Annotated in this window: 25 protein-coding genes, 3 tRNA genes and 1 riboswitch; of the genes, 13 read left to right on the top strand and 15 right to left on the bottom strand. The window is 58.0% G+C overall.

The annotated features are described in order from the left end of the window. Nucleotides 1-2: 2 nt before the first annotated feature. Nucleotides 3-1,232: an EAL and HDOD domain-containing protein gene (locus tag F6V25_RS02615; protein WP_151126928.1), complete on the bottom strand. Its 1,230-nt coding sequence runs from the start codon at nt 1,230-1,232 to the stop codon at nt 3-5. Then, nucleotides 1,211-1,744, bottom strand: a complete 534-nt coding sequence (locus F6V25_RS02610; protein WP_151126926.1) for an NUDIX hydrolase — start codon at nt 1,742-1,744, stop codon at nt 1,211-1,213. Before F6V25_RS02610 ends, F6V25_RS02615 begins: the two co-directional genes overlap by 22 nt. 148 nt (nt 1,745-1,892) lie before the next feature. Between F6V25_RS02610 and F6V25_RS02605 the strand changes: the two genes are divergently transcribed. Together F6V25_RS02605 and rnhA are read left to right on the top strand one after the other, a co-directional pair. Next, complete coding sequence (locus tag F6V25_RS02605; protein ID WP_151126924.1) at nt 1,893-2,546, top strand: lysophospholipid acyltransferase family protein; 654 nt, start codon at nt 1,893-1,895, stop codon at nt 2,544-2,546. Next, a complete protein-coding gene (gene rnhA / locus F6V25_RS02600) occupies nt 2,530-3,000 on the top strand; it encodes a ribonuclease HI (protein WP_151126922.1) in 471 nt (156 codons plus the stop codon). Before F6V25_RS02605 ends, rnhA begins: the two co-directional genes overlap by 17 nt. Before the next feature lie 30 nt (nt 3,001-3,030). Here rnhA and F6V25_RS02595 read toward each other — a convergent pair whose 3' ends face one another. The 5 genes from F6V25_RS02595 to F6V25_RS02575 form a co-directional block, all read right to left on the bottom strand. Next, nucleotides 3,031-3,465, bottom strand: a complete 435-nt coding sequence (locus F6V25_RS02595) for a DUF2155 domain-containing protein (protein ID WP_246166933.1) — start codon at nt 3,463-3,465, stop codon at nt 3,031-3,033. Between the two features lie 91 nt (nt 3,466-3,556). Beyond that, a tRNA-Ser gene (locus F6V25_RS02590) sits at nt 3,557-3,649 on the bottom strand. Between the two features lie 73 nt (nt 3,650-3,722). Continuing rightward, nucleotides 3,723-4,064 (bottom strand): hypothetical protein, encoded by a 342-nt coding sequence (locus F6V25_RS02585; RefSeq protein WP_149306903.1) that lies wholly within the window; start codon nt 4,062-4,064, stop codon nt 3,723-3,725. Nucleotides 4,065-4,143: 79 nt separating this feature from the next. Further along, nucleotides 4,144-4,731 carry a GTP-binding protein gene (locus F6V25_RS02580; RefSeq protein ID WP_149306904.1) on the bottom strand — a complete coding sequence of 196 codons (588 nt, stop codon included), beginning with the start codon at nt 4,729-4,731 and terminating at the stop codon, nt 4,144-4,146. Nucleotides 4,732-4,751: 20 nt separating this feature from the next. Further along, entirely contained in the window at nt 4,752-5,243 is a 492-nt protein-coding gene (locus tag F6V25_RS02575; protein ID WP_151126918.1) for a roadblock/LC7 domain-containing protein, read from the bottom strand. A 243-nt stretch (nt 5,244-5,486) separates the two neighbouring features. Here F6V25_RS02575 and F6V25_RS02570 point away from each other — a divergent pair, with 243 nt between their 5' ends. The 3 genes from F6V25_RS02570 (at nt 5,487) to F6V25_RS02560 (ending at nt 6,840) form a co-directional block, all read left to right on the top strand. Further along, entirely contained in the window at nt 5,487-6,563 is a 1,077-nt protein-coding gene (locus tag F6V25_RS02570; protein ID WP_151126916.1) for a radical SAM/SPASM domain-containing protein, read from the top strand. Nucleotides 6,564-6,640: 77 nt separating this feature from the next. Further along, nucleotides 6,641-6,716, top strand: a tRNA-Phe gene (locus tag F6V25_RS02565). A gap of 47 nt (nt 6,717-6,763) precedes the next feature. Further along, nucleotides 6,764-6,840 (top strand) — tRNA-Arg (locus tag F6V25_RS02560). Between the two features lie 134 nt (nt 6,841-6,974). Here F6V25_RS02560 and F6V25_RS02555 read toward each other — a convergent pair. From F6V25_RS02555 to F6V25_RS02530, 6 genes are all read right to left on the bottom strand, one after another. Continuing rightward, nucleotides 6,975-8,183, bottom strand: a complete 1,209-nt coding sequence (locus tag F6V25_RS02555) for an MFS transporter (RefSeq protein ID WP_151126914.1) — start codon at nt 8,181-8,183, stop codon at nt 6,975-6,977. Between the two features lie 175 nt (nt 8,184-8,358). Continuing rightward, nucleotides 8,359-8,742, bottom strand: coding sequence for a hemerythrin domain-containing protein (locus F6V25_RS02550; RefSeq protein ID WP_151126912.1), 384 nt, complete (start codon nt 8,740-8,742; stop codon nt 8,359-8,361). Between the two features lie 272 nt (nt 8,743-9,014). Next, the gene (locus F6V25_RS02545) at nt 9,015-10,700 is read right to left on the bottom strand and encodes an FG-GAP repeat domain-containing protein (RefSeq protein WP_151126909.1); all 1,686 of its coding nucleotides are present in this window, start codon (nt 10,698-10,700) and stop codon (nt 9,015-9,017) included. A 242-nt stretch (nt 10,701-10,942) separates the two neighbouring features. Beyond that, nucleotides 10,943-12,124, bottom strand: coding sequence for a hypothetical protein (locus F6V25_RS02540; RefSeq protein WP_151126907.1), 1,182 nt, complete (start codon nt 12,122-12,124; stop codon nt 10,943-10,945). A 139-nt stretch (nt 12,125-12,263) separates the two neighbouring features. Beyond that, nucleotides 12,264-13,802, bottom strand: a complete 1,539-nt coding sequence (locus tag F6V25_RS02535; RefSeq protein WP_151126905.1) for an FAD-dependent oxidoreductase — start codon at nt 13,800-13,802, stop codon at nt 12,264-12,266. Between the two features lie 126 nt (nt 13,803-13,928). Further along, on the bottom strand, nt 13,929-14,276 hold the full coding sequence (locus tag F6V25_RS02530; protein WP_151126903.1) for a cytochrome c3 family protein: 348 nt from the start codon (nt 14,274-14,276) through the stop codon (nt 13,929-13,931). Nucleotides 14,277-14,514: 238 nt separating this feature from the next. Between F6V25_RS02530 and F6V25_RS02525 the strand changes: the two genes are divergently transcribed. From F6V25_RS02525 to F6V25_RS02515, 3 genes are all read left to right on the top strand, one after another. After that, nucleotides 14,515-16,140, top strand: a complete 1,626-nt coding sequence (locus tag F6V25_RS02525; RefSeq protein WP_151126901.1) for a sigma-54-dependent Fis family transcriptional regulator — start codon at nt 14,515-14,517, stop codon at nt 16,138-16,140. Between the two features lie 102 nt (nt 16,141-16,242). Continuing rightward, nucleotides 16,243-16,318, top strand: a riboswitch (cyclic di-GMP riboswitch). A 76-nt stretch (nt 16,319-16,394) separates the two neighbouring features. Beyond that, entirely contained in the window at nt 16,395-17,363 is a 969-nt protein-coding gene (locus tag F6V25_RS02520) for a DUF4382 domain-containing protein (protein ID WP_151126899.1), read from the top strand. A gap of 117 nt (nt 17,364-17,480) precedes the next feature. Further along, nucleotides 17,481-17,930 carry a hypothetical protein gene (locus F6V25_RS02515; protein ID WP_151126897.1) on the top strand — a complete coding sequence of 150 codons (450 nt, stop codon included), beginning with the start codon at nt 17,481-17,483 and terminating at the stop codon, nt 17,928-17,930. A gap of 115 nt (nt 17,931-18,045) precedes the next feature. On the opposite strand, the gene F6V25_RS02510 is transcribed toward F6V25_RS02515, so the two are convergent. After that, entirely contained in the window at nt 18,046-18,552 is a 507-nt protein-coding gene (locus F6V25_RS02510; protein WP_246166932.1) for a type II secretion system protein, read from the bottom strand. Between the two features lie 61 nt (nt 18,553-18,613). Beyond that, nucleotides 18,614-19,540, bottom strand: a complete 927-nt coding sequence (locus F6V25_RS02505; protein ID WP_151126895.1) for a LysR substrate-binding domain-containing protein — start codon at nt 19,538-19,540, stop codon at nt 18,614-18,616. 327 nt (nt 19,541-19,867) lie between these two features. Between F6V25_RS02505 and pal the strand changes: the two genes are divergently transcribed. The 5 genes from pal (at nt 19,868) to F6V25_RS02480 (ending at nt 23,521) form a co-directional block, all read left to right on the top strand. Next, complete coding sequence (pal, locus tag F6V25_RS02500) at nt 19,868-20,455, top strand: peptidoglycan-associated lipoprotein Pal (protein WP_151126893.1); 588 nt, start codon at nt 19,868-19,870, stop codon at nt 20,453-20,455. A gap of 45 nt (nt 20,456-20,500) precedes the next feature. Next, nucleotides 20,501-21,112 (top strand): hypothetical protein, encoded by a 612-nt coding sequence (locus F6V25_RS02495; protein WP_151126891.1) that lies wholly within the window; start codon nt 20,501-20,503, stop codon nt 21,110-21,112. Nucleotides 21,113-21,373: 261 nt separating this feature from the next. Further along, a complete protein-coding gene (locus F6V25_RS02490) occupies nt 21,374-22,129 on the top strand; it encodes a TSUP family transporter (RefSeq protein WP_151126889.1) in 756 nt (251 codons plus the stop codon). A gap of 5 nt (nt 22,130-22,134) precedes the next feature. Beyond that, a complete protein-coding gene (locus F6V25_RS02485; RefSeq protein WP_246166931.1) occupies nt 22,135-23,145 on the top strand; it encodes a glycosyltransferase family 2 protein in 1,011 nt (336 codons plus the stop codon). 73 nt (nt 23,146-23,218) lie between these two features. Further along, nucleotides 23,219-23,521: a DUF2288 domain-containing protein gene (locus tag F6V25_RS02480; protein ID WP_151126887.1), complete on the top strand. Its 303-nt coding sequence runs from the start codon at nt 23,219-23,221 to the stop codon at nt 23,519-23,521. Nucleotides 23,522-23,567: the final 46 nt, after the last annotated feature.

Raw genomic sequence — 23,567 nt, 5'->3', positions numbered from 1 at the left:
GATCAGGACATCCCGTTGCGCCAGCCATAGGCCTTTACCTGCGCCTCCAACACGTCTTCCTGGGAGAGGCCGATCTTTTCGAGGCAGCCTTCCTCCAGCCTGGAATCCAGTTGTTCCAGTTGCTCCGCAAACGTCAGGAGTTGGCCCAACGCTCCACCGTGGTTTGTCAAAGCCTCCCTGACGTCCTCGGAGAGGCTGAGATTGGCAAGGATTTCATCCAGGGAGACATCGTAGAGCCCCCCCAGAAGGGAGAGGATACCGGTCAGAAAGGCCTGCTCGCCGGCATCCCGGTCCCCCTTCAAGGCAGGATGCCGGTGCGCCAACTGCTCCATGAATGCGGCCCGTACCGCGGCTAGCTCCACCAACGGGTTCTCCGGGCCGTTGGTGGTATCCGAGACGAACAGGGCCAGTTGCACCCAACGTTTGATCTGCTGGCGCCCCAGAATCGCCACGGCATGGCGGATGTTCTGGATTTTGCCCCGCAGCCCCAGGGAAACGGAGTTGACCAGCAGGAGCAACTTGTAGGTCAGGCCCGGGCTTTCACGGAAGGCCTGTTCGATCACCATCAACTCCACGTCCTTCATCAGCAGGTCCATCAGTTTCAGGAGCGTGACGCCGGATTCGTCCATGCGTTTTTTCTCCATCACCGACGGTTTGGCGAAGTAGAATCCCTGGAAGTATTCGAAGCCAAGGTCGCGGCACAGGCGGTATTCGTCACGCGTCTCGACCTTTTCGGCCAGCAGTTTGACGGGATAGGGGCGGAACTTCTCAACCATCCCGGCCAAACGCGAGGGGGGGGTCTGCAGGAGATCGACCTTGACGATATCCACGATATCATACAACTCCGCATAGGCCGGGGCGTACTCGTGGTCGTCCAGGGCCAACTGGAACCCCTCCTTTTTCAGCGCCCGGCACCGTTCCACCAATTCGGGAGTGACCGCAAGCGTTTCCAGGAGCTCCAGCACCACCCGGTCCCTGGGCAGGATGCCAAGGGAGTCGCTCAATAACAGGTCCAACTCCATATTGATGAACCCCTTATGGTTCCCCAATATCCTTTCCAGACCGAATCCGGACAGGGCATTGATGATCACGCTGGCAGTGGCATGGGTGGCGTTGGCGACGGTTGCCGTGTTGTGCGATACCGCCGAACGGAACAGCAGTTCGTAGGCGATGACCTCTTCATTCCGGTCAAGGATCGGTTGTCTGCCGATCAGGTAGTTTGCATCTTGCATCTCTGGTCCCATCTGAAAAGGGTAACTATGGTTTTGGCATCGCTGATGCGCCCTTCGGCAGCCATGGCGAGGGCTTCGGCAAACGGCATGCGGACGACCTCGATCTCCTCGTCATCCTCCGGTTCCGCCTCCCCCTGGGAGATGCCGGTGGCCGCATAGAGGTGAACGATCTCATCGAAAACACCGGGCGACGAATGAATCATACCGAGCGGAACCAACCGCCCGGCCCGCATCCCCGTTTCTTCCCGCAGTTCGCGGCCGGCGCAGTGGAGTGGCAACTCCCCGGGGCCGAGACGACCGGCCGGAATCTCCAGGAGAACGGCGTCGACCGCCGGGCGCAGTTGCCGGATCAGCGATACGCTCCCATCTGCGTGTACCGGCAGCACCCCGGCGCCGCCGGGGTGGCGGATAATCTGGAAGGTATGGCTGCCGTGGGAGCCGATTTCCACCAGCATCTGCTCAATATCGTATACCAGGCCATTGAAGACGATCTCTCGGTTGTCCGCGTTCATGACTGAACTATAGCAGCAATCCTGGGCAATTCCAACGCAGAACAATCCGCCCCGGTCGAGGTTGCCGAATTGTGCCGGACATGGTATAAGCGGGGAGCTTGCAGGGCCATTTCTGCCGCACAGCGGCATTATGAAGGAAGTAGACGGGATGAACGTGTCGTTTGTACGACGTAGTTGGGTAACATTTTCCTGCTGGGTGATCGGCTCCTATGCCTCGGCACTGAACCGCTTCACCTCCAAGGGGGGCGGGCAGATACCGAACAGCGGAGGCGTTCTGTTTACCTCCAACCACATTTCCGCCTACGACACGATTTTTCTCCCCTGGGCCATTGTCCGGCACCATCCCTTGCAAATGGTATGGGCACCGGCCAAGGAGGAGCTATTCCAGAAGCTCATCCCACGTCTTTTGTACTCTTCGTGGGGGGCCTTTCCCGTCAGGCGCGGACGCGACGTCAAGGCCAACAGGGTTATCAACCAATTGCTTGCGGACCAGAAGGTCATGCTCTTCCCGGAAGGAACGCGTCATAAGGACGGACGCTTGGGAAAAGGCAACCGGGGCGTCGGCAAGATCATCTTCGACACCCGCCCCACGGTCATCCCGACAGCACTGATCGGCCTGAACCACTGGAAATTCCCCGGATTCGGCCAGTCCGCCTCCGTTATCTTCGGTGCCCCCCTCGACTTCAGCGACCTGTATTGCCTGGAAGACACCCGGGAGACCCACCAACTCATCGTCGAACGCGTCATGAACGCCATTGCCGACCTGCTGAAGAAGGAGGGGGCCTATGCCGGCGAAGCGTGAAACCAAACAGGATCAGTCGGGTGAGGTGGTGGAGATCTTTTGCGACGGGGCCTGCAGCGGCAACCCGGGTCCCGGCGGCTACGGCGCGATCCTGCGCTGCCAGGGGCGCACAAAAGAGATCTCCGGGGGAGAAACGCCCACAACCAATAACCGCATGGAGTTGACCGCCGCCATTGAGGCATTGCGCCAGCTGACCCGTCCCTGTCGCGTGATTCTGACGACCGATTCCCAGTACCTGGTAAAGGGTATGACCGAATGGATCACGGGGTGGCAACGGAAGGGGTGGCAGAACAGCAAGAAGGAACCGGTCGTCAACCGCGACCTGTGGGAGACGCTTTTGGAGCTTGCCCAGCGCCACGCCATAGAATGGAGGTGGGTCCGCGGCCACAACGGCCATAGCGAGAACGAGCGCTGCGACACGCTGGCCCGGGAGGCGATTGGCACCCAGGGATGAATTCAGTGAGGCGAAAGCGTTCAGGGACCGCTATTTGGCAGGGACCGCATCGACCAGGGTGAATCCATAGTTCGGATGCATGAATGTGTTCGTCGGAAACCGTGCAAAGAGCCACCCTTTGAAGATGATGTTCCCTTTTTCGGTTATCGTGACTTTTGCACCGGGATTTTTCAGATCGTTTGAGGAGGTGGTCATGACGGCCCCCTCCATGATAAAGGCGGGGAGGAATGCCTCAACGGCGATATCCAAGGAGAATGCGGGGATGGAAACGGAACTGCCGATGGGGATGGTATAGACGGTTTCTTTGATGTTCGCCTTGTCTATGACGGCGATCCGAACCGCCTTCCACGACTTCTTTACGGCATCAGGGACAACAACCGTCGCTTCCTTCTTTGTTACGTGCGACCCGGCGGCATCTATCTTCGGCTGCGGTTTCTGTTCTTGTCCCTTTGGCTGACATCCCAAAAGGAACGCCGGCAGAAAAAGCAAAACAATAATCAGAACCTTTTGCACGCGAGCAACTATAGTCAAAAAAACACCCATTATCACGACGCAATGGCGGAGAGAGAGGGATTCGAACCCTCGATACCGGTTTCCCAGTATACTCGCTTAGCAGGCGAGCGCCTTCGACCTACTCGGCCATCTCTCCAAATATCGCCACCCTGATTCAGCAGGGCTTTCTAATTACCATGCAGGTTCGAAAAAATCAAGCCGAAAGAAAGCTACAGGGTGTCGCTCTTATTCCAGCGGTCCTGCATCTTCTTGCGGTGGATGGCATTCTCGCCCTCCACCTCGTTGATGATCCGGTCCGCCTCCTCCGGGCTCAGCCCCACGCTCGGCCGTACTCCCATCCAATGGGTTACTTCTTCGGTAGGGTTATCAAGCGGGTAAGGAATCGGCGGGCCGGGCTTGTATTTGTCGTTGATGAATAAAGCGGCTTCATATTGCCCGTTCTGCATAACCAAGTAGACATCAGCAAAGTAGCCGGGGGTCTGGAGACGCTTGACGAGGATTGATTTGATGATGCTCATCCCCTTGGGTACGTCGATCAGCTCCGTTGACATATCTGAACCTCCACGATTACTCATTCAAAAACCCATAGAAACCATCCCATGGGCCCTGAATGATAGTGTCTCGCTAGTGTTACTTACCTTTTTTCAAGTCAATCAGGATCAACTTTGCCACCGCCTTGAGGGTCTCGAATACCCCCTCACCGGTTGTAGCGCACCCCGTGAATTCAGGGACATTCGTTGGATTGATTTCGCGACGCAACTCTTCAATACTCACGATATTGTCCAGATCGCGCTTATTGTACTGGACAACATAGGGGAGCTTATCAAGATCATACCCCTGTTCCTTGAGGTTGAACCGCAGGTTATCCAGGGATTCCACATTGGCATCCATGCGCTCTTCCTGTGAGTCGGCCACAAAGACAACGCCGTCGACCCCCTTCAGGATCAACTTGCGCGATGCATCATAGAAAACCTGCCCCGGAACGGTGTAAAGATGAAAACGGGTTTTAAAGCCCCGTATCTCACCCAGGGCCAACGGCAGAAAATCAAAGAAAAGCGTCCGCTCCGTCTCGGTTGCGAGGCTGATCATCTTGCCCTTGGCGTCCGGGGCGGTTTTTTGATAAATATACTGAAGATTCGTGGTCTTACCGCACAAGCCCGGACCGTAGTAGACGATCTTGCAATTAATCTCGCGGGAGGCGTAGTTGATAAAGGACATTGCTAGCTTACCTCAAAACGTTAGCTGAAAAGGCTATCAATATCATCATCAGTGATCTCGGCAAAGGGAAAATCAGAAACCCCGCGCTTTTCCTTATCTTCTGCTTTTTTGAGTAATTTTTCAAAAATGCCTGAGAGCTCTTCCGAAGACTTTTTCACCCGCAGCCGGACCAGCCCGAGGGATGAGCGGCTGTCGAACAACACGACCAGGATCACCCTGCCGCCGACGATCGATATGTGCAGATTATCCTTCTCGCCCTCATGGAAAAGGATCGAGAATTCCTTTTCACCGATCAGCTTGGCGAGGCCGCCCGTTGCAGCGATATTGCCGGCAGTAAGCGAGGCCAGCGATGTCGTATCAAAACGCTCGGTCTCACCCACACCGGAAATGAGCTGGCCGTTTTTGTCCACCAAAAAGATAACCTTGGCATTCGCCTCTTTCAGAAGTCTGCCGATAACCTCGTTGATCTCCTGAAACTCTTCGTCGTACATGACCATCTGCGGAGTGGACATGCCTCGCTCCTTGCATTTACCCGTAGAAATTCAGGTAGAATTGCACGTATCTGGTTAATAGGCTTTTGTATAACAGAATTGGTGGGCCCTTTCAAGTTTATTAAAAAACGGGGAGTACCCATATACGCCGCCTGGCAAACAAACGGCTCTCCAACAATTATCCTTGAGTTTACACGCCCATTCGCGGTAAAGTCTTGAATGGGCGTCACGAATGGGCGCCCTATTCTTTGAGACGGGAGCCTTATGCGCGAGGAATTTGTACCCAAATGGATCGCCTGGGAAACCACGCAGAAATGCAATCTGCGCTGCGTGCACTGCCGCTGCTCTTCGGACATGACCTCATCGGAAGGCGACTTCACGACGGATGAGGGGAAAAAACTGCTGTCCGAAATCGCCGCATTCTCCAAACCGGTCATAGTACTCTCCGGCGGCGAGCCGCTCTTGAGGCCGGATATCTTTGAACTCGCAGAGTTCGGGACATCCCTGGGCCTGCGCATGTGCATGGCCAGCAACGGCGCCCTGGTAACCGACGAGATTTGCCAGAAGATGAAAAAGGCCGACATAAAGATGGTGTCACTGTCCCTGGACGGATCAACGCCGGAAATTCACGACAACTTTCGCCAGTGCCCCGGTTCGTTCGAGGGGGTTATCCGCGCGGCCGAGATCTTCCGCCGCAACGGCCAGAAATTCCTGATCAACTCATCCTTTACCAAGCGCAATCAGCATGACATTGCCGATACGTTCAAGCTGGCCAAATCGTTGGGGGCAACCGCCTGGTACATGTTCATGATCGTCCCCACCGGCCGCGGCGAAGCGATTATGAACGAGTTGATCTCCAAGGAGGACTACGAGGAGATCCTTGACTGGCATTATCAGCAGGAAAAGAACGAAGACGACATCCTCATGCGGCCGACCTGCGCCCCCCATTACTACCGGATCGTTCCCCAGAAAGCCAAAGCGGAGGGGCTCAAGTTTGAACGGCGCTCCCTGACGTTTTCCACCGGCGGCGGCAAGGGGTGCATCGCCGCCCAGACCATCTGCCTGATCGACTGCTTCGGCAATGTCAAGCCCTGTTCCTACTTCCATCGTGTCGCCGGGAACGTCAAGCAGACCCCGTTCCGCGAGATCTGGGAGAATTCAGAAATTTTCCAGAATCTCCGCAACTTCAAAGCTTACAAGGGCAAGTGCGGGCAATGCGAATACATCAATGTCTGCGGCGGGTGCCGGGCCAGGGCGGATGCGGTGCACGGAGATTACATGGAGGAAGAGCCCTTCTGCAACTACGTTCCCATCCGGGTTCAGCGGGCCGAAGAGAAATAATGTGAGGCAGGCCCGACAAAGGGCAGTTTTTCATTGACAGTTCGAATCAAATCGGGGTATATAAAAAATCCTTTTTCGCCCAGGTAGCTCAGTCGGTAGAGCAGAGGACTGAAAATCCTCGTGTCGGCGGTTCGATTCCGTCCCTGGGCACCATTACTTTCCAGAGGGTACCGGCCCTTTTGTTTCAGGAAAATCAATTTGCGCTTGTAGCTCAGCTGGATAGAGCAACGGACTACGAATCCGTAGGTCGCAAGTTCGAATCTTGCCAGGCGCACCATAAATAAAGGGGTTAGCCCATCAGCTAGCCCCTTTTTTTTATTTTCTGGCGCAGACTTTGACGCAGATGTAGCCGAGCGACTGTTTTTTCGGCAAACGACCTTACATCCTCTTAAATCCCCCCCGGCGTGCTTGTCAAAATCGAACTTCTGTTTGTCCCATATCTTGTTTTGCATGCCCTCCCTCTGCTGAAATATGTTTAATAAACATCGCCACAGCGCCGAGCCCCATGATCCCTGCGGCGTAAAAGACGGCGGTCAGTCCGAGGGTATTCTGGAGTCCGGCACCAAGTAGCGGCCCAGAGACAAACCCCAGATTGAGCACGGCGTTGAAGGTTCCGATCGTCAGCCCCATGCCATGGCGGCTCCCCTCCTCCACCAACAGCGCCGTGCTGGCGGGTTGGGACAGGACGCTGAACAGGCCGATCCCCACCCCCAGAATGAGTATCTGGGAGAATCCAACCGCAACCGGTATCAGGAAGTAAAGCAGCGAGACGATGGTACCCCCCACCACCACCAGGGATTTGCGCGGGGCTCTGTCGGAAAGCATGCCCACAGGGCGCAGGAGCAGGGTCATCACCAGGCTTGTGGAGGCCATGACCAGGCCGGTCCGGGTGCCGTTCAGCCCCAGCCGGGTGGTGAGCATGATCGGCAGGAAGGCGCCCAGGAGGGAGATGCCGCAGGCCCGGCCGAAGATGAAGGCCAGAAGGCCCCGCAGGGTGCTGTGGCGGGTCACGTCCAGGATGTCCCGGAAGCGCCCCCTTTCGCCGGGCCCCGTTTGCCGCGGCGCGACCCTCTGGGCAGGGATGCAGACCAAGGCCACTGCCAGCGCCAGGATGCACAACAGGGCCAGGGTGGCGAAGATCCCCCTGAAGCCCCACAGGTCTTTCAGGATGCCGCCGATAACCGGTCCCACGCTCAAGGCGCCGTAGAAGGACATGTCAAAGGTCCCCATGACCGTGGCCCGCTTCCTGGCGGAGCTGCAATCGCTCACCAGGGAAACCACCACCGGCCGGAACATGGCGCAACCGATCCCCTGGAGCAGGCGCAGGACCGTGATCAGGGGCAGGCTGGTGGTGAAGAAATAGCAGACCGAGACGAACAGGTAGAGGCCGAGGCTTATTGCAGCGATCTTTCTGCGTCCGATCCGATCGGACCAGGCGCCCATGAAGGGGCTGAAGAGGACCTTGGAGAGGGAGTAGAATACCAGGGGCAGCCCCAGGAGGAGGCCCCTGGCCCCCAGGCTGAAGACGTACATGGAGAAGAAGGCGTCGGCGATGCCGAAACCCAGGGTAATGGCGAAGTTGATCAGGAACAGGCCCCGGAACAGGTTACGGGTCTTCATGGTCGTCGTTCCTTTTCTTGCAATGCGCTTTTTTATTCGTTCCTGTGGCGATATATGGGGCACGACTCGAAATCAGCGCCGCGCAAGGCTACTAATGAGCGTGCCATGGTCGTCACTCTTTCCGAAGCAGTCTAAAAAGTGGGGGGCTTACTCCCCACGACTAGCCGCCCGGGCACTACCCAGCCAGGAACACTTCGAAAGCCCGGTCATGGACATGGATGTGCTCCATCCAGAGCAGGCGCACCTTGCTCAACTCTTCGGGCGTTATCTCCTGCCCCTTGCTGATGCGGAAATGCAATTCGGCCGTCCTGGCGCAGATGAACTGGTGGTGGAGACCGTGCTGTACGGCTTGGGGAAAGCCCACCATCCTCATGTAACCATTCTCGCTATCGATATGCTCCATCATGGTGTCCAGCAGCCGGTCAACGTCCGCTCCAAGATCTTTATCCGGCTTATGCAAAAGCTGTTCAGACATGGCATCCAGTCGACCGACGATGTTCCGGTAGCGGCTGTCGCTGACGGTCATCCCCCTACTCGGCATGCGTGAATCATTGTTCATGGTCTTAAGCTGTCTCTTGAATCGATGGTTATTTTGAACTTCCATGCCACGTCCTCGTCTTACAGGTTTGCCAGCAGGTGGCCCCGTTTTCCCGTTTGGTCCTCATGGAGCGGCTGCTGGTCCCGGTGGCGGGATTTCCATGGGGGCTCCGTTCCACAATCTGCAGGCCAACCATCTTCCCGGTGGTGCCGGTTAACAGCCGAATCCGACGGGCGCCTGATTCCACCAGCCGATGCCGCGACCTTGGGCGCAGATCACCGCACATATCGGATTCAGGGGAGCTCGTATACGTGCAGTACCGCCCTGCGAGTCGAAAAAGGGCTGTAATCGGGAAAGGCAACAGCGGTCACAAGCGCCTTGACTCCCCGGTTATTCGCATCCGCCAGGCGAAAGTCGGCCACGTAGCTCTTTTCCTGCGTCGAGTGCCATGCCTCGCGCAGGGTCGAGCCGTCCCACGTCATGGCTTTCATCTCCGATTTCGAAAACACCCGCACGCGCGAGAGCAGGCTGAAACCGCTGTTGACCGGAACCAGGATTTCCCCGTTTTCATTCACCTCGATGCGGGCAGGGATGTATGAAATCCGGCTTTCTCCCCCACTCGATACCTCTTCGTTCATCTCCAGGTACGATTCACTCCCCCCCATCCTGTCGACGCTGCTTCCCACTATCCGGCCGTCCGGCGTGACGATATTCAGATAGCCGTCATCTCCGAGACAGGCGAACAGGTTCCGCCCTTTGGTGGGAAGGAGGGCAAAAGCGTACAGATTCGTTTTAGAGGGCACGTCCACCGTCGGGCCTTCAACGAGCTCGCCGCCGGCCAGTTTGACCCGGAAGATGGGGCCGGCGAATTCACGCCCCTGGAGCCCCATCTTCTGGGCAAGCAGGACAAGGCCCTCGCCCGGCATTGTCAAGCGGCGCAGGTGCCAGGGGATGTCTTTCCGGGTGATGCGGTACTGGCGGTCCTGCGATTCGATGATGACGCCCGACAGGTTCCCGGCGTTTGTGACGGCTGAAACGAAGAGTTGCGGCCGGCCGTTTCCCTTCAGGTCGACCCCATCGAGATGATAGGCCCTGATCGCGGCGCCGAGTGGGACCGTGGCCAGTTGTTGATAATCGTGACCGGTCAGGCGGTAGATTTCTATCCTGTCGCCGAAGGCCACCGCAATCTCCTGCTTGCCGTCCCCATCGAAATCTCCCGTTTCCACGCCGACCGGCATCCCCTTCATAGGCGGGCTGGTCCAGTAGGTTTTCGAGCCCGGGTCCGGTCCGCGGCTGATCATGGCGGTGTCCTGCGTCACCGATGTCGGCTCAATGGCCAAAGCCGGAGCGGTTCGGGCCTGGTACAGGTCGAAAACAGGATACCTATGGATAATTTCGAAATCGGACGAGCGTACATCCAACCCCAGGCTGGTAAGGACGAAGTAGAGGGCGGGAGGCCTTCCCGGAGGAAGAGCCGGGGTTGCAGGCCTGTTCTTCTGGGATGCCGCATAGCCTTGCCATGGGAGCTGGGGCAGAGCCGCGCGTAATTCCTTGAAGAGTTGTTCCCCGTGGCCGGTATAGTCCCAGAAATCAACATCGATATTCTGGAACCGGCGAATGACGTCTCCATTCCGGATGGCGGATACGGACCCGAGGGGGCGGCAATAGGAGTAGCCCCCCTTGATGCGGGTGACCTGCAAGATGCCTTTCACGGTATCCTGGGTTCCGAGCACCTCCCGCGTCACCGGGTGGACAATCTTTTCACCGGGGGTCACGACGCTGAAGATGTCGCCGACGGCAATCTGCTGCCGCGCATCCAGATCGATGATGAACTCGCTCCCGGCCGGCTGGACGACGTATCCCGAAACCGGCGCGAAATCACGAACCAGCGCCTCATTAACGGCCGCCGAAGCGTTCAGGACGGGAATCAGCAGGAACAAGGCGAGTACAAAGAAAGGTGCCCGTAGTGTCGGTAACATACCTGTTCTCCTTTTGGACAGCCGGGACGATGGTGGCTGTATGGTCTCTCTGCCGCATGGCGGACTGGATGCGGAACCGGGACCTGGACATGGCAGGCATCGGTCCATACAAGCGTTTGATGTCCAGATACTCGAACCGCAACGGGAGCTGACCCGCGAGCCCGGCTGCCCGTGAAAACGTGGGGGGGACTGCTCCCCCCCATAACATGAAGGAGGCCCTTGAGGCGAGCCTTGTGGTGGTGTTAAAAGGCCATTTCCCATTTGGCGCCGGCGACGAATGTTCTGGGTTCTTTTGCACCGGTCGTGCTGGTCATGTCATTCATGAAGTCTATTTCAGGCACGATCTTGAAATTCTTGCTGACTTGGTACTGGGCATTGACGAAGGTGGCCAGGCGCTCGTCGGCGTGGGTCTTGCGGTTGTCGTCCGCGACATAGGATGCGCCGGCATAGAGCTTGAGTTTGTCGTTCACGGTATAGCCGACCTGGCCCCAGCCACCGTAGCTGTAGGCGTTTGCTTTGTTGGTGACATCATAATATGCGCCGGTGCCGGCACCGTTGGGGTTGGCGCCGCTCGTGACATAGGCGCTGGCGGCAGTGCTCATCAGATCGCCCAGGTTGCGGCCGGTAAAAACGTTATAGGACAGCTCCACCGGCGCCAGATCGATCTTGCCGTGGAAAAAGACCAAGTAGGAGTGGATGTCCGTTTTGACAGGATTGGCCGTTGCCGTAGCGTATGTCTCCACGTTGTACATATTGTAGGCCACGCCGCCGCCATAGGTCCACCTGTCCAGCTTGCCCTCGTAACCGGTTACAATCTTTGGCATTATGGTGTTATAGTTGGTGTAAGCCGCGGTGGGATAGAGGTTCCCGGTTTGCGAGGCGGCGGCAGTGGCGTCGCTACTTGTGACGTTGCCGGTGTTGTTGGCCTGGGCGCCGACCCTCGGCTGCATGAGGGTAAAGTAGAAGCCGTTGTTCATGGTCAGCTTGATATTTGCATAACGGCCGTCCCACAGGGAGCCGTAAGCGTTGAAACCGCCGTCGCTGTCCCATACCTGCTGGGTGCGGTAGACATAGGGGCTGGGGGTCCTGCCGATGCGCAGCTTGCCGTTGCCGAAATTCCATTCGCCGAACAGCAGACGGAGTTCAAGGCCTTTCGAGTACGCCTTGGGGTTGTAGGCGCCGAGTTCCGCGACTGCGGAGAAGTCGCCTTCCTTGGCGCGCACGCCGACCAGACTGTCGCCCATCAGGTCAAGGCTGAAGTCGCTGTCGCTTCTTTTGGCACCCGCAGCATTGTAGTACTGGTTCTGTTGCCAGAAGGTCCCCAGCCTGATGGCGCCGTACCCGCTAAAGTCGATGGCCATGGCGGGAACCGCAAGCGCCACCGCCGCACCAAAAGCTACCACTCCGATCATACCTCTCTTCATTCTTGTCTCCTTATGCTCATTTTACCGATTGGCTGGCGCCAATTGGGTCTACACGAGTAATATGCACCACAAATAATCCATGCCGTCTGCTCAGACTCCCCTCTTCCCCCAGTGGGGAGGGGGAGCCGAAGCAGAGGTGTTATTTGGTGATACCTGCGTATTTCAGGGCATTTTCAGCAGCGATCCGGCCGGAATTGATGGCATAGCCGGCGGTACCGCCGCCGAGCAACAGGTCATAGCTGTCGCCGTACATACCGCCGGAATCGGTGCCGACGGCGTACAGGCCGGGGATGGGGACGCCCTTGGTGTTGACGGCTTCAGCCTCGGCCGTCACCTTGACGCCGCCCAGCGTACCAAGGTGGCGGGGCAGGAGTTTGGTTGCATAGAAGGGAGGAGTGGCGACCGGGCGGAGGAACTTGGCCTGCTTGTTGAATTCGGTATCCTCACGGGTTGCGGCGGCCTTGTTCATTTTCTCGACGCTGGCTTTCAAGACGGCCGCGTCCATGCCGAGCTGCTTGGCAAGGTCTTCGATGGTATTGGCCTTGAATACATTGCCCCGTTTGCGGGCCAGTTCCTTGTTGAAGGCATCTTCCCACTTGGTAAGCTTGGTCCCCTGGAGAACCCATTCGCCCAGGGGCATTTCAATGCCCTTTTCAACGGCAAACTTCCGCGTGGCATCGTCGTAGATGGCGTATGTCGTGCCGCCAACCCTGGTCAGCGCATTACCGGCATAGGGCCAGTATTCGATGCTGGATTCGTCGGTGTAGCGTTCGCCGCGTGGGGTCACCCAAAAATAGGGCTGAACAGCCAGGGCGATCATCTGGTCCGCCGGGTGGAAGCCGGCCAGTCCGGGGCGGTACGCCTGGACGGTGGACATGCCTTCGAGGGAGGCGCCAACCGCTTCGGACATCCTGATGCCGTCGCCGTCTTTGCCTATTTGACCAACCGGGATGACGTCAGGATAATCCTTCACATATTTTTTCATCATCTCCTTGTTGTTGGCAAAACCGCCGGTAGCGACCACAACTGCTTTGGCGTTGATTCTGATCTTTTCGCCGGATTTGTCCTTGGCTACGACGCCGACTACCTTGCCATTCTCGGTGATAAGCTCCGTGCCCGGGGTCTCAAGGAGGATTTTGCCGCCATGGTCGAGGACGTATTTGTTGAAGACGTTGATCATCCTCTGGCAATGGAAATCACGTGGATCTTTGACCAAGTCCGGGCCGGGGGCGATGACATGCCAGGTCAGAGGACCGCCAAAACCGCCAACCCCCACATACTCGATCTTGACACCCAGATCATCGAGCCAGTCGATGGTTTCGGCCGACTTGTCCACAAAGGCCTTGGCCAGCGCGCCGTTCGCCTTCCAGTGGCTGTAATTCATGATGAGTTTGAAGGCGAAGGATTTGGACACGTCAATGCCGATACGTTTCTGAATCTTGCTCTCTGCTGCGAAGACCCCTTCGCAGAAGCTACCGGTACCGCCGACCTTGGGCTGCTTCTCAAGGACAATGACCTTGGCCCCGCCCTGCAGCGCCTGGACGGCGGCGGCCAGGCCCGATGTGCCTGCCCCGATGATGGCAACATCGGTGTCCATGGTTTTTTCCGCCAGAGCCGGTACAGCCATGGCTGTCACCAGTGCCAACGCCAAGCCAATCTTTCCGAAAAATCCCTTCATTGCTTCCTCCTCGTGTGGTGTGGTATGCCCCTTAAGGGCACCCTGATCTCTTGTCTTCACCCCGAATCCGGCACCTGTCATCTCGAACACGATCAAATAATTTGGAATACGATAATTAATAGTTTATTATTTTAGTTTGAACTCAAACTCGCTATGGCACTCCAGGCATACGATCTCGCTCGGTTTGTGTATGCCGTGGCACTTGGTACAGGCGAGTTGTCCCAGGTGGGAATCGTGCGGATTGGCGTGCAAGGACTTGGTCAGGGCTGCAACCTTGCCATAATCGCCATGGCACTCCATGCAGGCATCCGGCGTCGCTGCCGAGACCGGCTTGTCCACCTTGTGACAATCGACGCATTTCAGCCCCTCCCTGGCATGCTTGCCGGAAAGTTCGTGCGCTTGCGCACCGGCCGACATGAGGATAACGCCCGCGATAAGCGCAGCAGCGCATGTTCCCAGTTTCAGTTTGTTCATCCCCTTCACCTCCTTTGTCTTAATGGCTCCCAACCGTTGCGGCGGTTGCGGGATGGTTATCCGCCGTACGCGTGCTCCAAGAGTTGGTTTCTGGTCGTCACACGGACGTAGCATCCGCCATGCCATTTGTTAGAAAAATGTAACAATATGTTATTATTGACTTTGTAAATGTATACATAGACAGGGATTTCTCGTTTTGATACAGGGTTTATCATTATGAAAAAACGTGGGGGGCGTCATGAAGATTGAGAGTCTGGACCTGCGTGAGCTGCTTTCGTTCGACCCCAAGGGTGGGGTGATACAGCTCATGGGACAAAGAGCGCTTCTGTTCGATGCTGCCGCCATGGGACTGCTCCGCAAGGAGCTGATCGATACCTTGGGAACGTTCGCCGCGCGGAGTATTCTCACCCGCTTCGGCTATGCCTACGGCTGGCGGGCTGCCGAGAACATCCAATCGACCTTCCCGGAGGTATGGCGGGATGCACGGGGAAAAGCGGGACCGAAGTTCCATTCATTGACAGGCCTGGTCAATGTCACGCTCAACATACGAACCAATGGGGAAGGCGACGAACCGCTGGTCGACTCGACATGGGATGACAGCTACGAAGCCGAGCAGCATCTTCTGCATATCGGGCGGGCGGAGGAACCGGTTTGCTGGACGCTGGTCGGCTACGCCAGCGGGTTTGTGTCCCATATAGAAGGCCGGGAGGTGTATTTCATCGAAGACCGGTGCTGCGGCAAGGGGGATGCCGCATGCCACGTTGTGGGGCGTTTCAAAGAAAAATGGGGGACGGAGATCGAACCCCATCTTCTCTATTATCGGATGGAATCCTCTTCGGCAATCTTGAAGGAGTTGAGCGACAAACTACGTTGTACGGAAAAACGACTGAAGAGGCGGCAAGAGCAGCTCGAGTTTCTCGAGGGCGTGGAAGACACCTCCCCGTTCATCATGGCCCGGAGCCAGGCGATGCGGGATGTGGTGGACATCGCCCGGCGTGTCGCCAAGGTCGACTCTTCGGTGCTCATAACCGGGGATAGCGGCGTCGGCAAGGAGCGCATGGCCCGTTTCATACATGACCAATCGGCGCGGGTATCCCGGCCATTTGTGGCCGTAAACTGCGGCGCGCTCACGGAAACGCTGCTGGAGAGCGAGCTGTTCGGCCATGCGAAGGGGGCATTTACCGGGGCGGACAAGGACCGTCTGGGGCTCTTCGAGGCGGCTACCGGCGGCACGCTGTTCCTGGATGAGATCGGCGAGGTGTCCCCGGCCATGCAGGTCAAGCTGCTGCGCGCCCTCCAGGAGCGGGAGGTGCGGCGGGTGGGCGAGAACAGGTCCCGCGCCATCGACGTGCGGGTCGTGGCCGCCACGAATCGCAACCTGACCGACGAGCTGAACGCCGGGCATTTTCGCCAGGATCTTTATTATCGCCTGAGAGTGATCGAGGTGCGGGTCCCCCCACTGCGCGAGCGCTCTGAAGACATCCTTCCCTTGGCGCGTTTTTACCTCAATAAGATCACTCGCAATCAAGGGTGCGACATAACCGGGTTCACTCCGAGCGCCGCCGCTCAGCTGCTCCGTTACGAATGGCCGGGCAATGTCCGGGAACTGCAGAACGCCGTCGAGTATGCCGTTGCCTTGTGCCAGGGCAATCAAATCGATATCGCCGACCTGCCATGCGAGTTGCGGGCCCTGTCATTGAAACCGGTGGTCTCGGGCTGCATTCGTCCTCTGGATGAAATAGAGCGCGACTATATCCTGGGGGTGCTGCACGCCGTTGGCGACAACAAGGCACGGGCCGCGGAGGAACTGAATATCGGCCTGGCCACGCTCTACCGGAAGCTCAAGGAGTACGAAACGAGGTAAACTGCCCGGTGCGGCTCCAGGGGCATCGACCTGTGAAGACAACGGGATGTATTTTTTTGACTTTCCAATTTCATCGTGTAAAGTTATTCTAAGATTCGAGATAGACGATAATACTCAACCATCCGCGAGGATGGGGCGGAAAGCCCAAGGGTCTTACTGAGACAGCCGGGTTGCCGAAATATCACACGATATTGGCAACCCGGCTTTTTTCGTATGGACTTTAGATGCCAAAAACAGTACGGAGGACTCAGCTCATGAATAAGAACTTCCTAACGTGCATTGTATCGTCGGTTCTTCTTGTGGCGGCTTTCCTGGGGCTTGGGCAGATGCAGGGATGCAGCGGAGACGGTTCCACATCCGCCAACACGGGAACGCTTCAGGTTGGGATCACGGACAGCCCCGCCTTCCCGAATTTAGACAGCGTCCACTTGACGATCGACAAGGTTGTGGTTGTCCCAATCGGCAAGGAAGGCCTGGCGGATAACGATCCCGGCCTGCCGGTAATCGCCACCTTCCCGGGAGGCATAGGCGTCGACATCCTCAATCTGCATTTCCTGCCGCAGATCCTGGGGACCACCGCAATCCCCGCCGGCAGCTACAGTCAGGTTCGCCTCATACTGGCGCCCAACAGCCCGACGCTCAACAACTATGTCACCCTGTCGGCCAACCCCGCCCAGAAGCTTCCCCTGACCACACCGAGCGCCCAGGAGAGCGGGCTTAAGATCAAGGGCAACTTCACGGTAACGGCAGGGGCCTTGAATACCATCGTCCTCGACTTCAACCCGAATGAAGCTATTGTCTTTGCGGGAAATTCCGGTAATATCAACCTCAAACCGACCGGCGTCCGCATCATCCAGGTTTTCAACGCCCTGACCAATGCCGGTTCACTATCGGGAACGATCCGTTCGCCGCAGTTCACTCCGTGGTCGAGCGCCACTGTTACGGTTGTGCCCCGCACCCCCGCCGGTGGCGCGGTCACCTCCGGGGTCGTCTTCAGCAACTTCAGCAGTCCGAGCGTCTGGAAGTCAAACTTCAGCGCGTTTGTGCCGCCGAACAACAGCGCCGTCATGCTCTCGGCGCACTACCGGGTGTTTGTGCGAGCGTTCAGGGACACGCTGTCGACGGTCCCCACGTTCAACCTCTACTCCTCGCCGCTCCTGACGGTGACCGGGGGGGCTGATACGGCTGTCCCGCCAAACGGCCTCGTCCAGCTAGGGCCGTAGTGCAGAAAATTCGTTCCTTGAAAGGGGGCCTGCCAGAAGGGGGCCCCCTTTCAAGGGGCAAAGATTCTATTTTATCCAGACCATCTCACTTCTAATCAACCGGGGAAGGAATTCACAATGAAAATGATTTATCTTGCAGCAGTGGCAGTTCTTTTCGCATTCAGCCCAGCTAGTGCATCAGGGGGCCTCGAAGGTTTTCTTTCCAACCTCAATATCCAAGCAAGGGCCGATATGAATGGTTTTACTGCCAGGCTTAGCACCCAGTTTGGCATTCCCGGGGCCCAGGTCAGTGCCGTAATCAGCACGGTCAAGGAGCCAGCCGATGCCTTCATGGTCTATCAGCTCGGTCAAATGACCCGGCAGGCTCCTGATGCAGTCGTTCGCACCTATCAGAAAAATCGAGGCAAAGGGTGGGGAGTTATTGCCAAAGAAATGGGAATCAAACCGGGTTCACGAGAATTCCATGCCCTTAAGCGGGGCGATTTTTCCCTTACCGGCAATCCTGAAGGAGGGGGGAGTGATGGGCCCGGCAAAGGGAAAGGAAGAGGGAAAGGACACAATAAATAGCGCCTGGCAAGGTATCGGCATGAAACATAAACAAGGGGGGTGCGGCATACGCCGCCCCCCCTCCGGTTATCTTCATATCATGGTAATGCCGGCATTACCCCCGGCGAGCGCCCGCTCACGGAGACTGGGGAGTGACCGTTGCCAGGTTCGCCCCCGGATCGGGCCCGAACACGAAACGCCATTCGCTGTACTTCTTTTTGTCGGTAAAGGTGTCGAGGCCGGAGTATTCCGAGAACGAGGTTTTGAGCGGGACATCGTTACTGGTGCTGGCCACTCCGATAATCCCCTTCACGCCGGTCGTGTCTCTAATGAGCGTCCACTCCTTGCCGGTCATGGGGTCTTTGTAGAGCCGCCGCAGATATTTCTTCTTCTCCAGGGAAGTGGGGTCCAGCAACAGGTCTTTCAAGTCATTGAGCGGAGTAGGAGCTCTTATAGACTTTGCATTCCAGGCCGCAATGGCGCTCCTGATCTGGAGGCCGCGGAAGAGCAGTTCCTGTTCCCGCTCGCGCTTCATGATCGTTTTCCACGGCTGCCCGGTAAGGCCGAGCATAATCCCCATGATGACCACGATCATCAGCGCGGCCAGGAAGGTAAAACCGTTTTGGTTGAGCATCTTTTTCATGGAAAAACAATACCACAAAGAGCCATTTGTTTGCAAAACGTTAACCACGCTTCCCGTTCCGCTATCCGGGGGGGCCGGTAGCGATCCCTGCGGAATCGGCACCATCCCACGTCCCCTCCGCCACATCGAGAAATGCGGATAGCAGCGGCGTGCGGAAACTTTCACGGCGCCTGATGAGCGCCAGGGAGCGCGTGAGCGCCAACGGGCTCGCAATCGGAACGAGCCAGCCATGCTCGAGTTCGCGATGGACGGCCAGGCGCGAAAGGCAGCTTACCCCAAGTCCGGAGGCAACGCCGTTCTTGATCGCCTCGGTATGGCCGAGTTCCAACGCTATGGAATAGTGAATCCCAAGGTTATCCATTGCTGTTTCAAAAACTTCACGGGTTCCCGAGCCCCGTTCCCGCATGACCCAGGGCGCCGAAGCCAGCATCTCCGCCGTAGCCTTGCGCTCCCCGCCCCAGGCATGCTCCGGCCCGGCCACCACCACCAACTCATCGTCGCGCCAATGGGTGGCGATCATCCCGCGGCTGTGGCACGGACCTTCGATAAAGGCGATATCCAACCGTCCCTCCTCCATCCAGGTCACCACCTGTTGGGTGTTCCCCACCCGCAGCTGAACCCTGGTTTTGGGGTACATCCGGGCAAAAGAGCCCAGGAGCGCCGGGAGCAGGTAGTTGCCGATGGTTGTACTCCCCCCCACCAGCAACTCGCCGGTAAGTTCCCCGCCATTTCTCTGGAGCAGTTGTTCCATCCGCCGGACCGCCTGGAGAATCCCACTGGCCTCCGCAAGCAGCAAACGCCCGCGGTCATTCAGGATCAACCTCCGGCCGGAGCGTTCAAAGAGTGGAGCACCGGTGAACTGCTCGAGCTGCGACACGGCCATACTGATGGCCGATTGGGTCAACAGAAGCTCTTCCCCTGCCCTGGTGACATGCCCGGTCTGGGCGACCTTCTCGAATATTTCCAGTTGTCGAAACGATATGGCCATGGAATCAATAAGAACTATTTATTATTTTACAACATTCATTCATTTCTATTTATATCATTCGCAAAATCGAATGGCAACAGATGAAGCCCACGGAAAGAAGGGGGCACGGTGCCCCGCGATTCTTCCGGGCCGGATCGATTGCATCGTTTTCCGAAACGATTGTTTTGCCGACAACCACCAACCGACAAAAGGCTCCTGCGACGCTCCCCGCCCGTCAAACGGTACACATTTCTTTAAATATCTGATTGACTTATTTGTTTGTATGCAAATATAATCAGTTAAAATAATGTGTACAAGAAACATTCACCATTCCAAAAGGAGAAGACAATGAAACCCGTTGTAGGAACTACAATGATGGCCTGTTGTGTGTCTGTGTTCATGATCGCTGGTTGCGCAAACAAAGAGGTCGTAAAGAGCGATGAGCCTGTCGTTCAGAAGACCGAGGCAGCCAAACCGGCAGCCCCGGCAGCGGCAAAGGCGAACGCATCCGGCGCAGCCCAGAACCAGGCGGCGCAAAAGGCGACTGACCAGGCCAAGCAGAACGCAGGCCAGTCCGCGAAGTCAACGGCGCAACAGAACAGCTTCGAGACGATTTACTTCAATTTCGACCAGTCCGACCTCAGCCAGGCGGCCCGCGACGTCCTGAGCAAAAATGCCGCTACCATGCTGAAAGCCCAACCCAATGCAAAGATCAAGATTGAAGGAAATTGCGATGACCGCGGCTCTGCGGAATACAATCTGGCCCTGGGTGAGCGGCGCGCCAATTCGGCCCTGAAATACCTGGAGACCATGGGTGTGCCTGCGGACAGGCTTTCGGTCGTGAGCTACGGCAAGGAACGTCCGGCAGTGGCTGGACATGACGAGGCTGCCTGGGCAAAAAACCGTCGTGACGATTTTGTCATAGCAACCCCCTGACAACCGGCGCCCGGGGGTCACACTCCGGGCGCTATGAGGGACCTTATGAACAAGGTACTGTCAAAATTTGTAGTGTCCGGCTTGGCGACGGCACTCGTGCTGACCGGCTGCATGCCGACCGCGCACAAGGTCGATGTACTGTATAACCCGTTGGCGGTGTATCGCGGCGGCAGCGGGCAGGTGACCCTGGTCGCGGAGACCGCGCACCAGGAGCAGCAGGCTTCCAATCCCGCAATTCGCTGGGTATTGGGCCAGATAAAGGATAGCGACGGCGCCGTACGGGGCGATGTGATCAGCGATTATTCGCCCCAAAGCGTGATCGCCGACGCCATGAAACGGGAACTTTCCGCAGCAGGTTACCGGGTGGACCAGACGGAATCGCGGAAAGACGGTCAGGGCAGGGTTATCGTCCTGACCGCCGTCACCGTGGCCCTGAATGAGGTTGTCTCCCTGGCCAAGCTCGAATCGTCGTGTAACCTGGTGGTGAAGGTGGAACTGTGGAATAACGGGCAGGTCATCAAGCGTTCCGAGTATCACTCCAAGCTGTCCGATGTAGCCATAAAGGACCGGGACGTGCTACCGCAACAACTGTTTCAAGGGGCGCTCGGTGAGGTAATGCAGCAAGCGGTCCCCGACATCATCCGGCAGTTCAACTAGCGCTGCCCTCCAATACTTTTTTTGTCATTCCTTATCGGCGCGCCCCACGGTGCGCCGATCTTTTTTTCCGCCAACAACAAACCAAACCGTTACAGCACGCCAACCTCCCTCAGTCGGGCAGAATAGCTTGACAATCGACGCGGAATCGCGAGAATGGTTCCGTGCGGCTTCGCACCCCGGCGAAGCCTGCCCACCCTGCCGAAAGCGGCAAAGCCGGCTCCCGCCGGCCGCCATCACTTCGAGAATCAGAGACGATACCCTATGCCTGCGTTACTCCTTTTGCCCCTCCTCTTCCTCACCGGCCTTGTCGCCGGGCTGGTGGACTCCATTGCCGGCGGCGGCGGACTGATCACGATTCCGGTGCTGCTGGGCGTCGGCCTGCCGCCCCAGGTCGCACTCGGCACCAACAAGCTCCAGGCGAGCTTTGGCTCGGGCAGCGCCATGCTGACCTTTGTCCGTTCGGGAACCGTGCGCTTGAACGATTGCTGGAGCGGGATCGCCTATACCGCCATAGGAGCCGCACTCGGCACCATTACGGTACAGATGCTCGATCCCGCGCTCCTGCGCCACGTCATCCCCTGGCTGCTGGTCGCCATTGTGCTCTACACCCTGCTGACCCCCCGCCTGGGGTATGAAGAGATCCGCCCCCGCGTGAAACCGGGCCCCTTCTTTTTTGCGGCCGGCCTGGTCCTGGGCTTTTACGACGGTTTTCTGGGGCCGGGCACCGGATCGTTCTGGGTGATGGCGCTCATGCTCGGCCTGGGGTTCACCATGACCCGGGCAACAGGCTATACCAAGGTGATGAATTTCACCAGCAATGTGGCTTCGCTGGTCCTGTTCATCTGCGGCGGTTCCGTGCTCTGGCGGGAAGGTTTGATCATGGGGATCGGCCAATTCGTCGGAGCCCGTATCGGCGCCCGCATGGTGGTGCGCAAGGGGACGCGCTTCATCCGCCCGGTCTTCGTCACCATGGTCCTGATCATCACGGCCAAGCTCATCTGGCAGAACGTTCGTTGACCCCCGTGAGCCGACCACCCCGCGTTTCCATCCTCATGCCGGTGCGCAACGAGGCCCGGTACCTGCCGGCCGCCCTCGACTCGCTGTTCCGGCAGACCCTGCCCGATTGGGAGCTGGTCGTCATCGACGACGGCTCGACCGACGCAACCCCCGCCCTCCTCGCTGCCGCCGCCCTCCGTGACCCGCGCGTACGTGCACAACGATGCGAGGGTGGCGGCCTGGTCGCGGCGCTCAACGAGGGGTTGGCCGCCTGCCGCGCCCCCCTTATTGCCCGCATGGACGGGGACGATATTACCCACCCCAGCCGTCTGGAGTTGCAGGCAAACCTGCTGGATGCCGAGCCGCGGATCGGGCTTGTGGCCTGCGCCTTCCGCCACTTCCCCCGCCCTGCCCTCAAGCAGGGCATGCTGGCCTATGAGGCATGGCAGAACGGGCTCCGCGACCACGAGATCATCATGCGCGACCTGTTCGTGGAGTCCCCCTTTGTACACCCCAGCGTCATGATGCGCCACGACCTGTTGGTCGGTGTGGGCGGGTATCGCGACTGCGGCTGGCCCGAGGACTACGATCTCTGGCTGCGCATGGCCGCTGCCGGCGTCCGTTTTGCACGCCTGGAACAGCCGCTCTTCTTCTGGCGCGACCACCCCGAGCGGGCGACCCGCATCAAGGCAGAGTATGCCGCGACCGCCTTCCGCGCCTGCAAACTCCATCACCTTCTGCCCGGCTTTCTGGCTGGCCAGAAAAGCGTCGTCATGGCGGGTGCAGGCCTGGAAGGGCGTGCCTGGCAGCGTTTGCTGGCGGCGGAGGGTATCGGGGTATCCCGCTGGCTCGATGTTGATCCCCGCAAGATAGGACGCCAGTTACACGGTGCGCCGGTCATCCATCCGCACCAGTTGTGCCTGTCCGGAGAGAAGATGCTGGTCGCCATCGGCGTTCGCGGCGCCCGCGAGGAGTTCAGGCGCCTGGTTCACCCCGTGGGACTGCGGGAAGGGCTCGACTTTATCTGCGTAGCCTGATACAAGTAAATCATCACTGAAGCACGACACATCTCTTACCGTGCACGAAATGGTGCGGGGGAAAGGGCATCCAATGGTACTGAGCAAAGAGGAACTGGCGCTTTCCATCGACGAGGCGGAATGGGACTGGCTGCGCGCCCACCTGGAGCGCGGCGGCATCATCCTCGTCAACGACAACATCGATCTGGCCGATGCCGCCTTGCGGGTGGCCGACGACGATACGGAGATCATTGCCGACTGGATCAGCACCGGCATGATCGGCAAGCCGTCCGAGTCCCAGATTCAGGCCTGGGACAGCAATCGCCACAAGAAGTTTTCCATGCTGATCGTCAACCCCTACGTCCTTATTCAGGAGAAGACCCCCACCTTCCACTGATGCCACGTTTCATTTTCTGAATCCGTGACGCAGGAGCGGCGGTACG

It is taken from the genome of Oryzomonas japonica (genome assembly GCF_008802365.1).
Classification (GTDB): domain Bacteria; phylum Desulfobacterota; class Desulfuromonadia; order Geobacterales; family Pseudopelobacteraceae; genus Oryzomonas; species Oryzomonas japonica.
Note: the sequence above shows the minus strand (reverse complement) of the source record. Positions and strands in the feature narration are given on the sequence as shown.

Excerpts from the sequence above, each read along its gene's own strand:
- F6V25_RS02615 (WP_151126928.1), bottom strand. The coding sequence starts at position 1,232 with ATGCAAGATGCAAACTACCTGATCGGCAGACAACCGATCCTTGACCGG.
- F6V25_RS02610 (WP_151126926.1), bottom strand. The coding sequence starts at position 1,744 with ATGAACGCGGACAACCGAGAGATCGTCTTCAATGGCCTGGTATACGAT.
- F6V25_RS02605 (WP_151126924.1), top strand. The coding sequence starts at position 1,893 with ATGAACGTGTCGTTTGTACGACGTAGTTGGGTAACATTTTCCTGCTGG.
- rnhA (WP_151126922.1), top strand. The coding sequence starts at position 2,530 with ATGCCGGCGAAGCGTGAAACCAAACAGGATCAGTCGGGTGAGGTGGTG.
- F6V25_RS02585 (WP_149306903.1), bottom strand. The coding sequence starts at position 4,064 with ATGTCAACGGAGCTGATCGACGTACCCAAGGGGATGAGCATCATCAAA.
- F6V25_RS02580 (WP_149306904.1), bottom strand. The coding sequence starts at position 4,731 with ATGTCCTTTATCAACTACGCCTCCCGCGAGATTAATTGCAAGATCGTC.
- F6V25_RS02575 (WP_151126918.1), bottom strand. The coding sequence starts at position 5,243 with ATGTCCACTCCGCAGATGGTCATGTACGACGAAGAGTTTCAGGAGATC.
- F6V25_RS02570 (WP_151126916.1), top strand. The coding sequence starts at position 5,487 with ATGCGCGAGGAATTTGTACCCAAATGGATCGCCTGGGAAACCACGCAG.
- F6V25_RS02555 (WP_151126914.1), bottom strand. The coding sequence starts at position 8,183 with ATGAAGACCCGTAACCTGTTCCGGGGCCTGTTCCTGATCAACTTCGCC.
- F6V25_RS02550 (WP_151126912.1), bottom strand. The coding sequence starts at position 8,742 with ATGAACAATGATTCACGCATGCCGAGTAGGGGGATGACCGTCAGCGAC.
- F6V25_RS02545 (WP_151126909.1), bottom strand. The coding sequence starts at position 10,700 with ATGTTACCGACACTACGGGCACCTTTCTTTGTACTCGCCTTGTTCCTG.
- F6V25_RS02540 (WP_151126907.1), bottom strand. The coding sequence starts at position 12,124 with ATGAAGAGAGGTATGATCGGAGTGGTAGCTTTTGGTGCGGCGGTGGCG.
- F6V25_RS02535 (WP_151126905.1), bottom strand. The coding sequence starts at position 13,802 with ATGAAGGGATTTTTCGGAAAGATTGGCTTGGCGTTGGCACTGGTGACA.
- F6V25_RS02530 (WP_151126903.1), bottom strand. The coding sequence starts at position 14,276 with ATGAACAAACTGAAACTGGGAACATGCGCTGCTGCGCTTATCGCGGGC.
- F6V25_RS02525 (WP_151126901.1), top strand. The coding sequence starts at position 14,515 with ATGAAGATTGAGAGTCTGGACCTGCGTGAGCTGCTTTCGTTCGACCCC.
- F6V25_RS02520 (WP_151126899.1), top strand. The coding sequence starts at position 16,395 with ATGAATAAGAACTTCCTAACGTGCATTGTATCGTCGGTTCTTCTTGTG.
- F6V25_RS02515 (WP_151126897.1), top strand. The coding sequence starts at position 17,481 with ATGAAAATGATTTATCTTGCAGCAGTGGCAGTTCTTTTCGCATTCAGC.
- F6V25_RS02510 (WP_246166932.1), bottom strand. The coding sequence starts at position 18,552 with ATGAAAAAGATGCTCAACCAAAACGGTTTTACCTTCCTGGCCGCGCTG.
- F6V25_RS02505 (WP_151126895.1), bottom strand. The coding sequence starts at position 19,540 with ATGGCCATATCGTTTCGACAACTGGAAATATTCGAGAAGGTCGCCCAG.
- pal (WP_151126893.1), top strand. The coding sequence starts at position 19,868 with ATGAAACCCGTTGTAGGAACTACAATGATGGCCTGTTGTGTGTCTGTG.
- F6V25_RS02495 (WP_151126891.1), top strand. The coding sequence starts at position 20,501 with ATGAACAAGGTACTGTCAAAATTTGTAGTGTCCGGCTTGGCGACGGCA.
- F6V25_RS02490 (WP_151126889.1), top strand. The coding sequence starts at position 21,374 with ATGCCTGCGTTACTCCTTTTGCCCCTCCTCTTCCTCACCGGCCTTGTC.
- F6V25_RS02480 (WP_151126887.1), top strand. The coding sequence starts at position 23,219 with ATGGTACTGAGCAAAGAGGAACTGGCGCTTTCCATCGACGAGGCGGAA.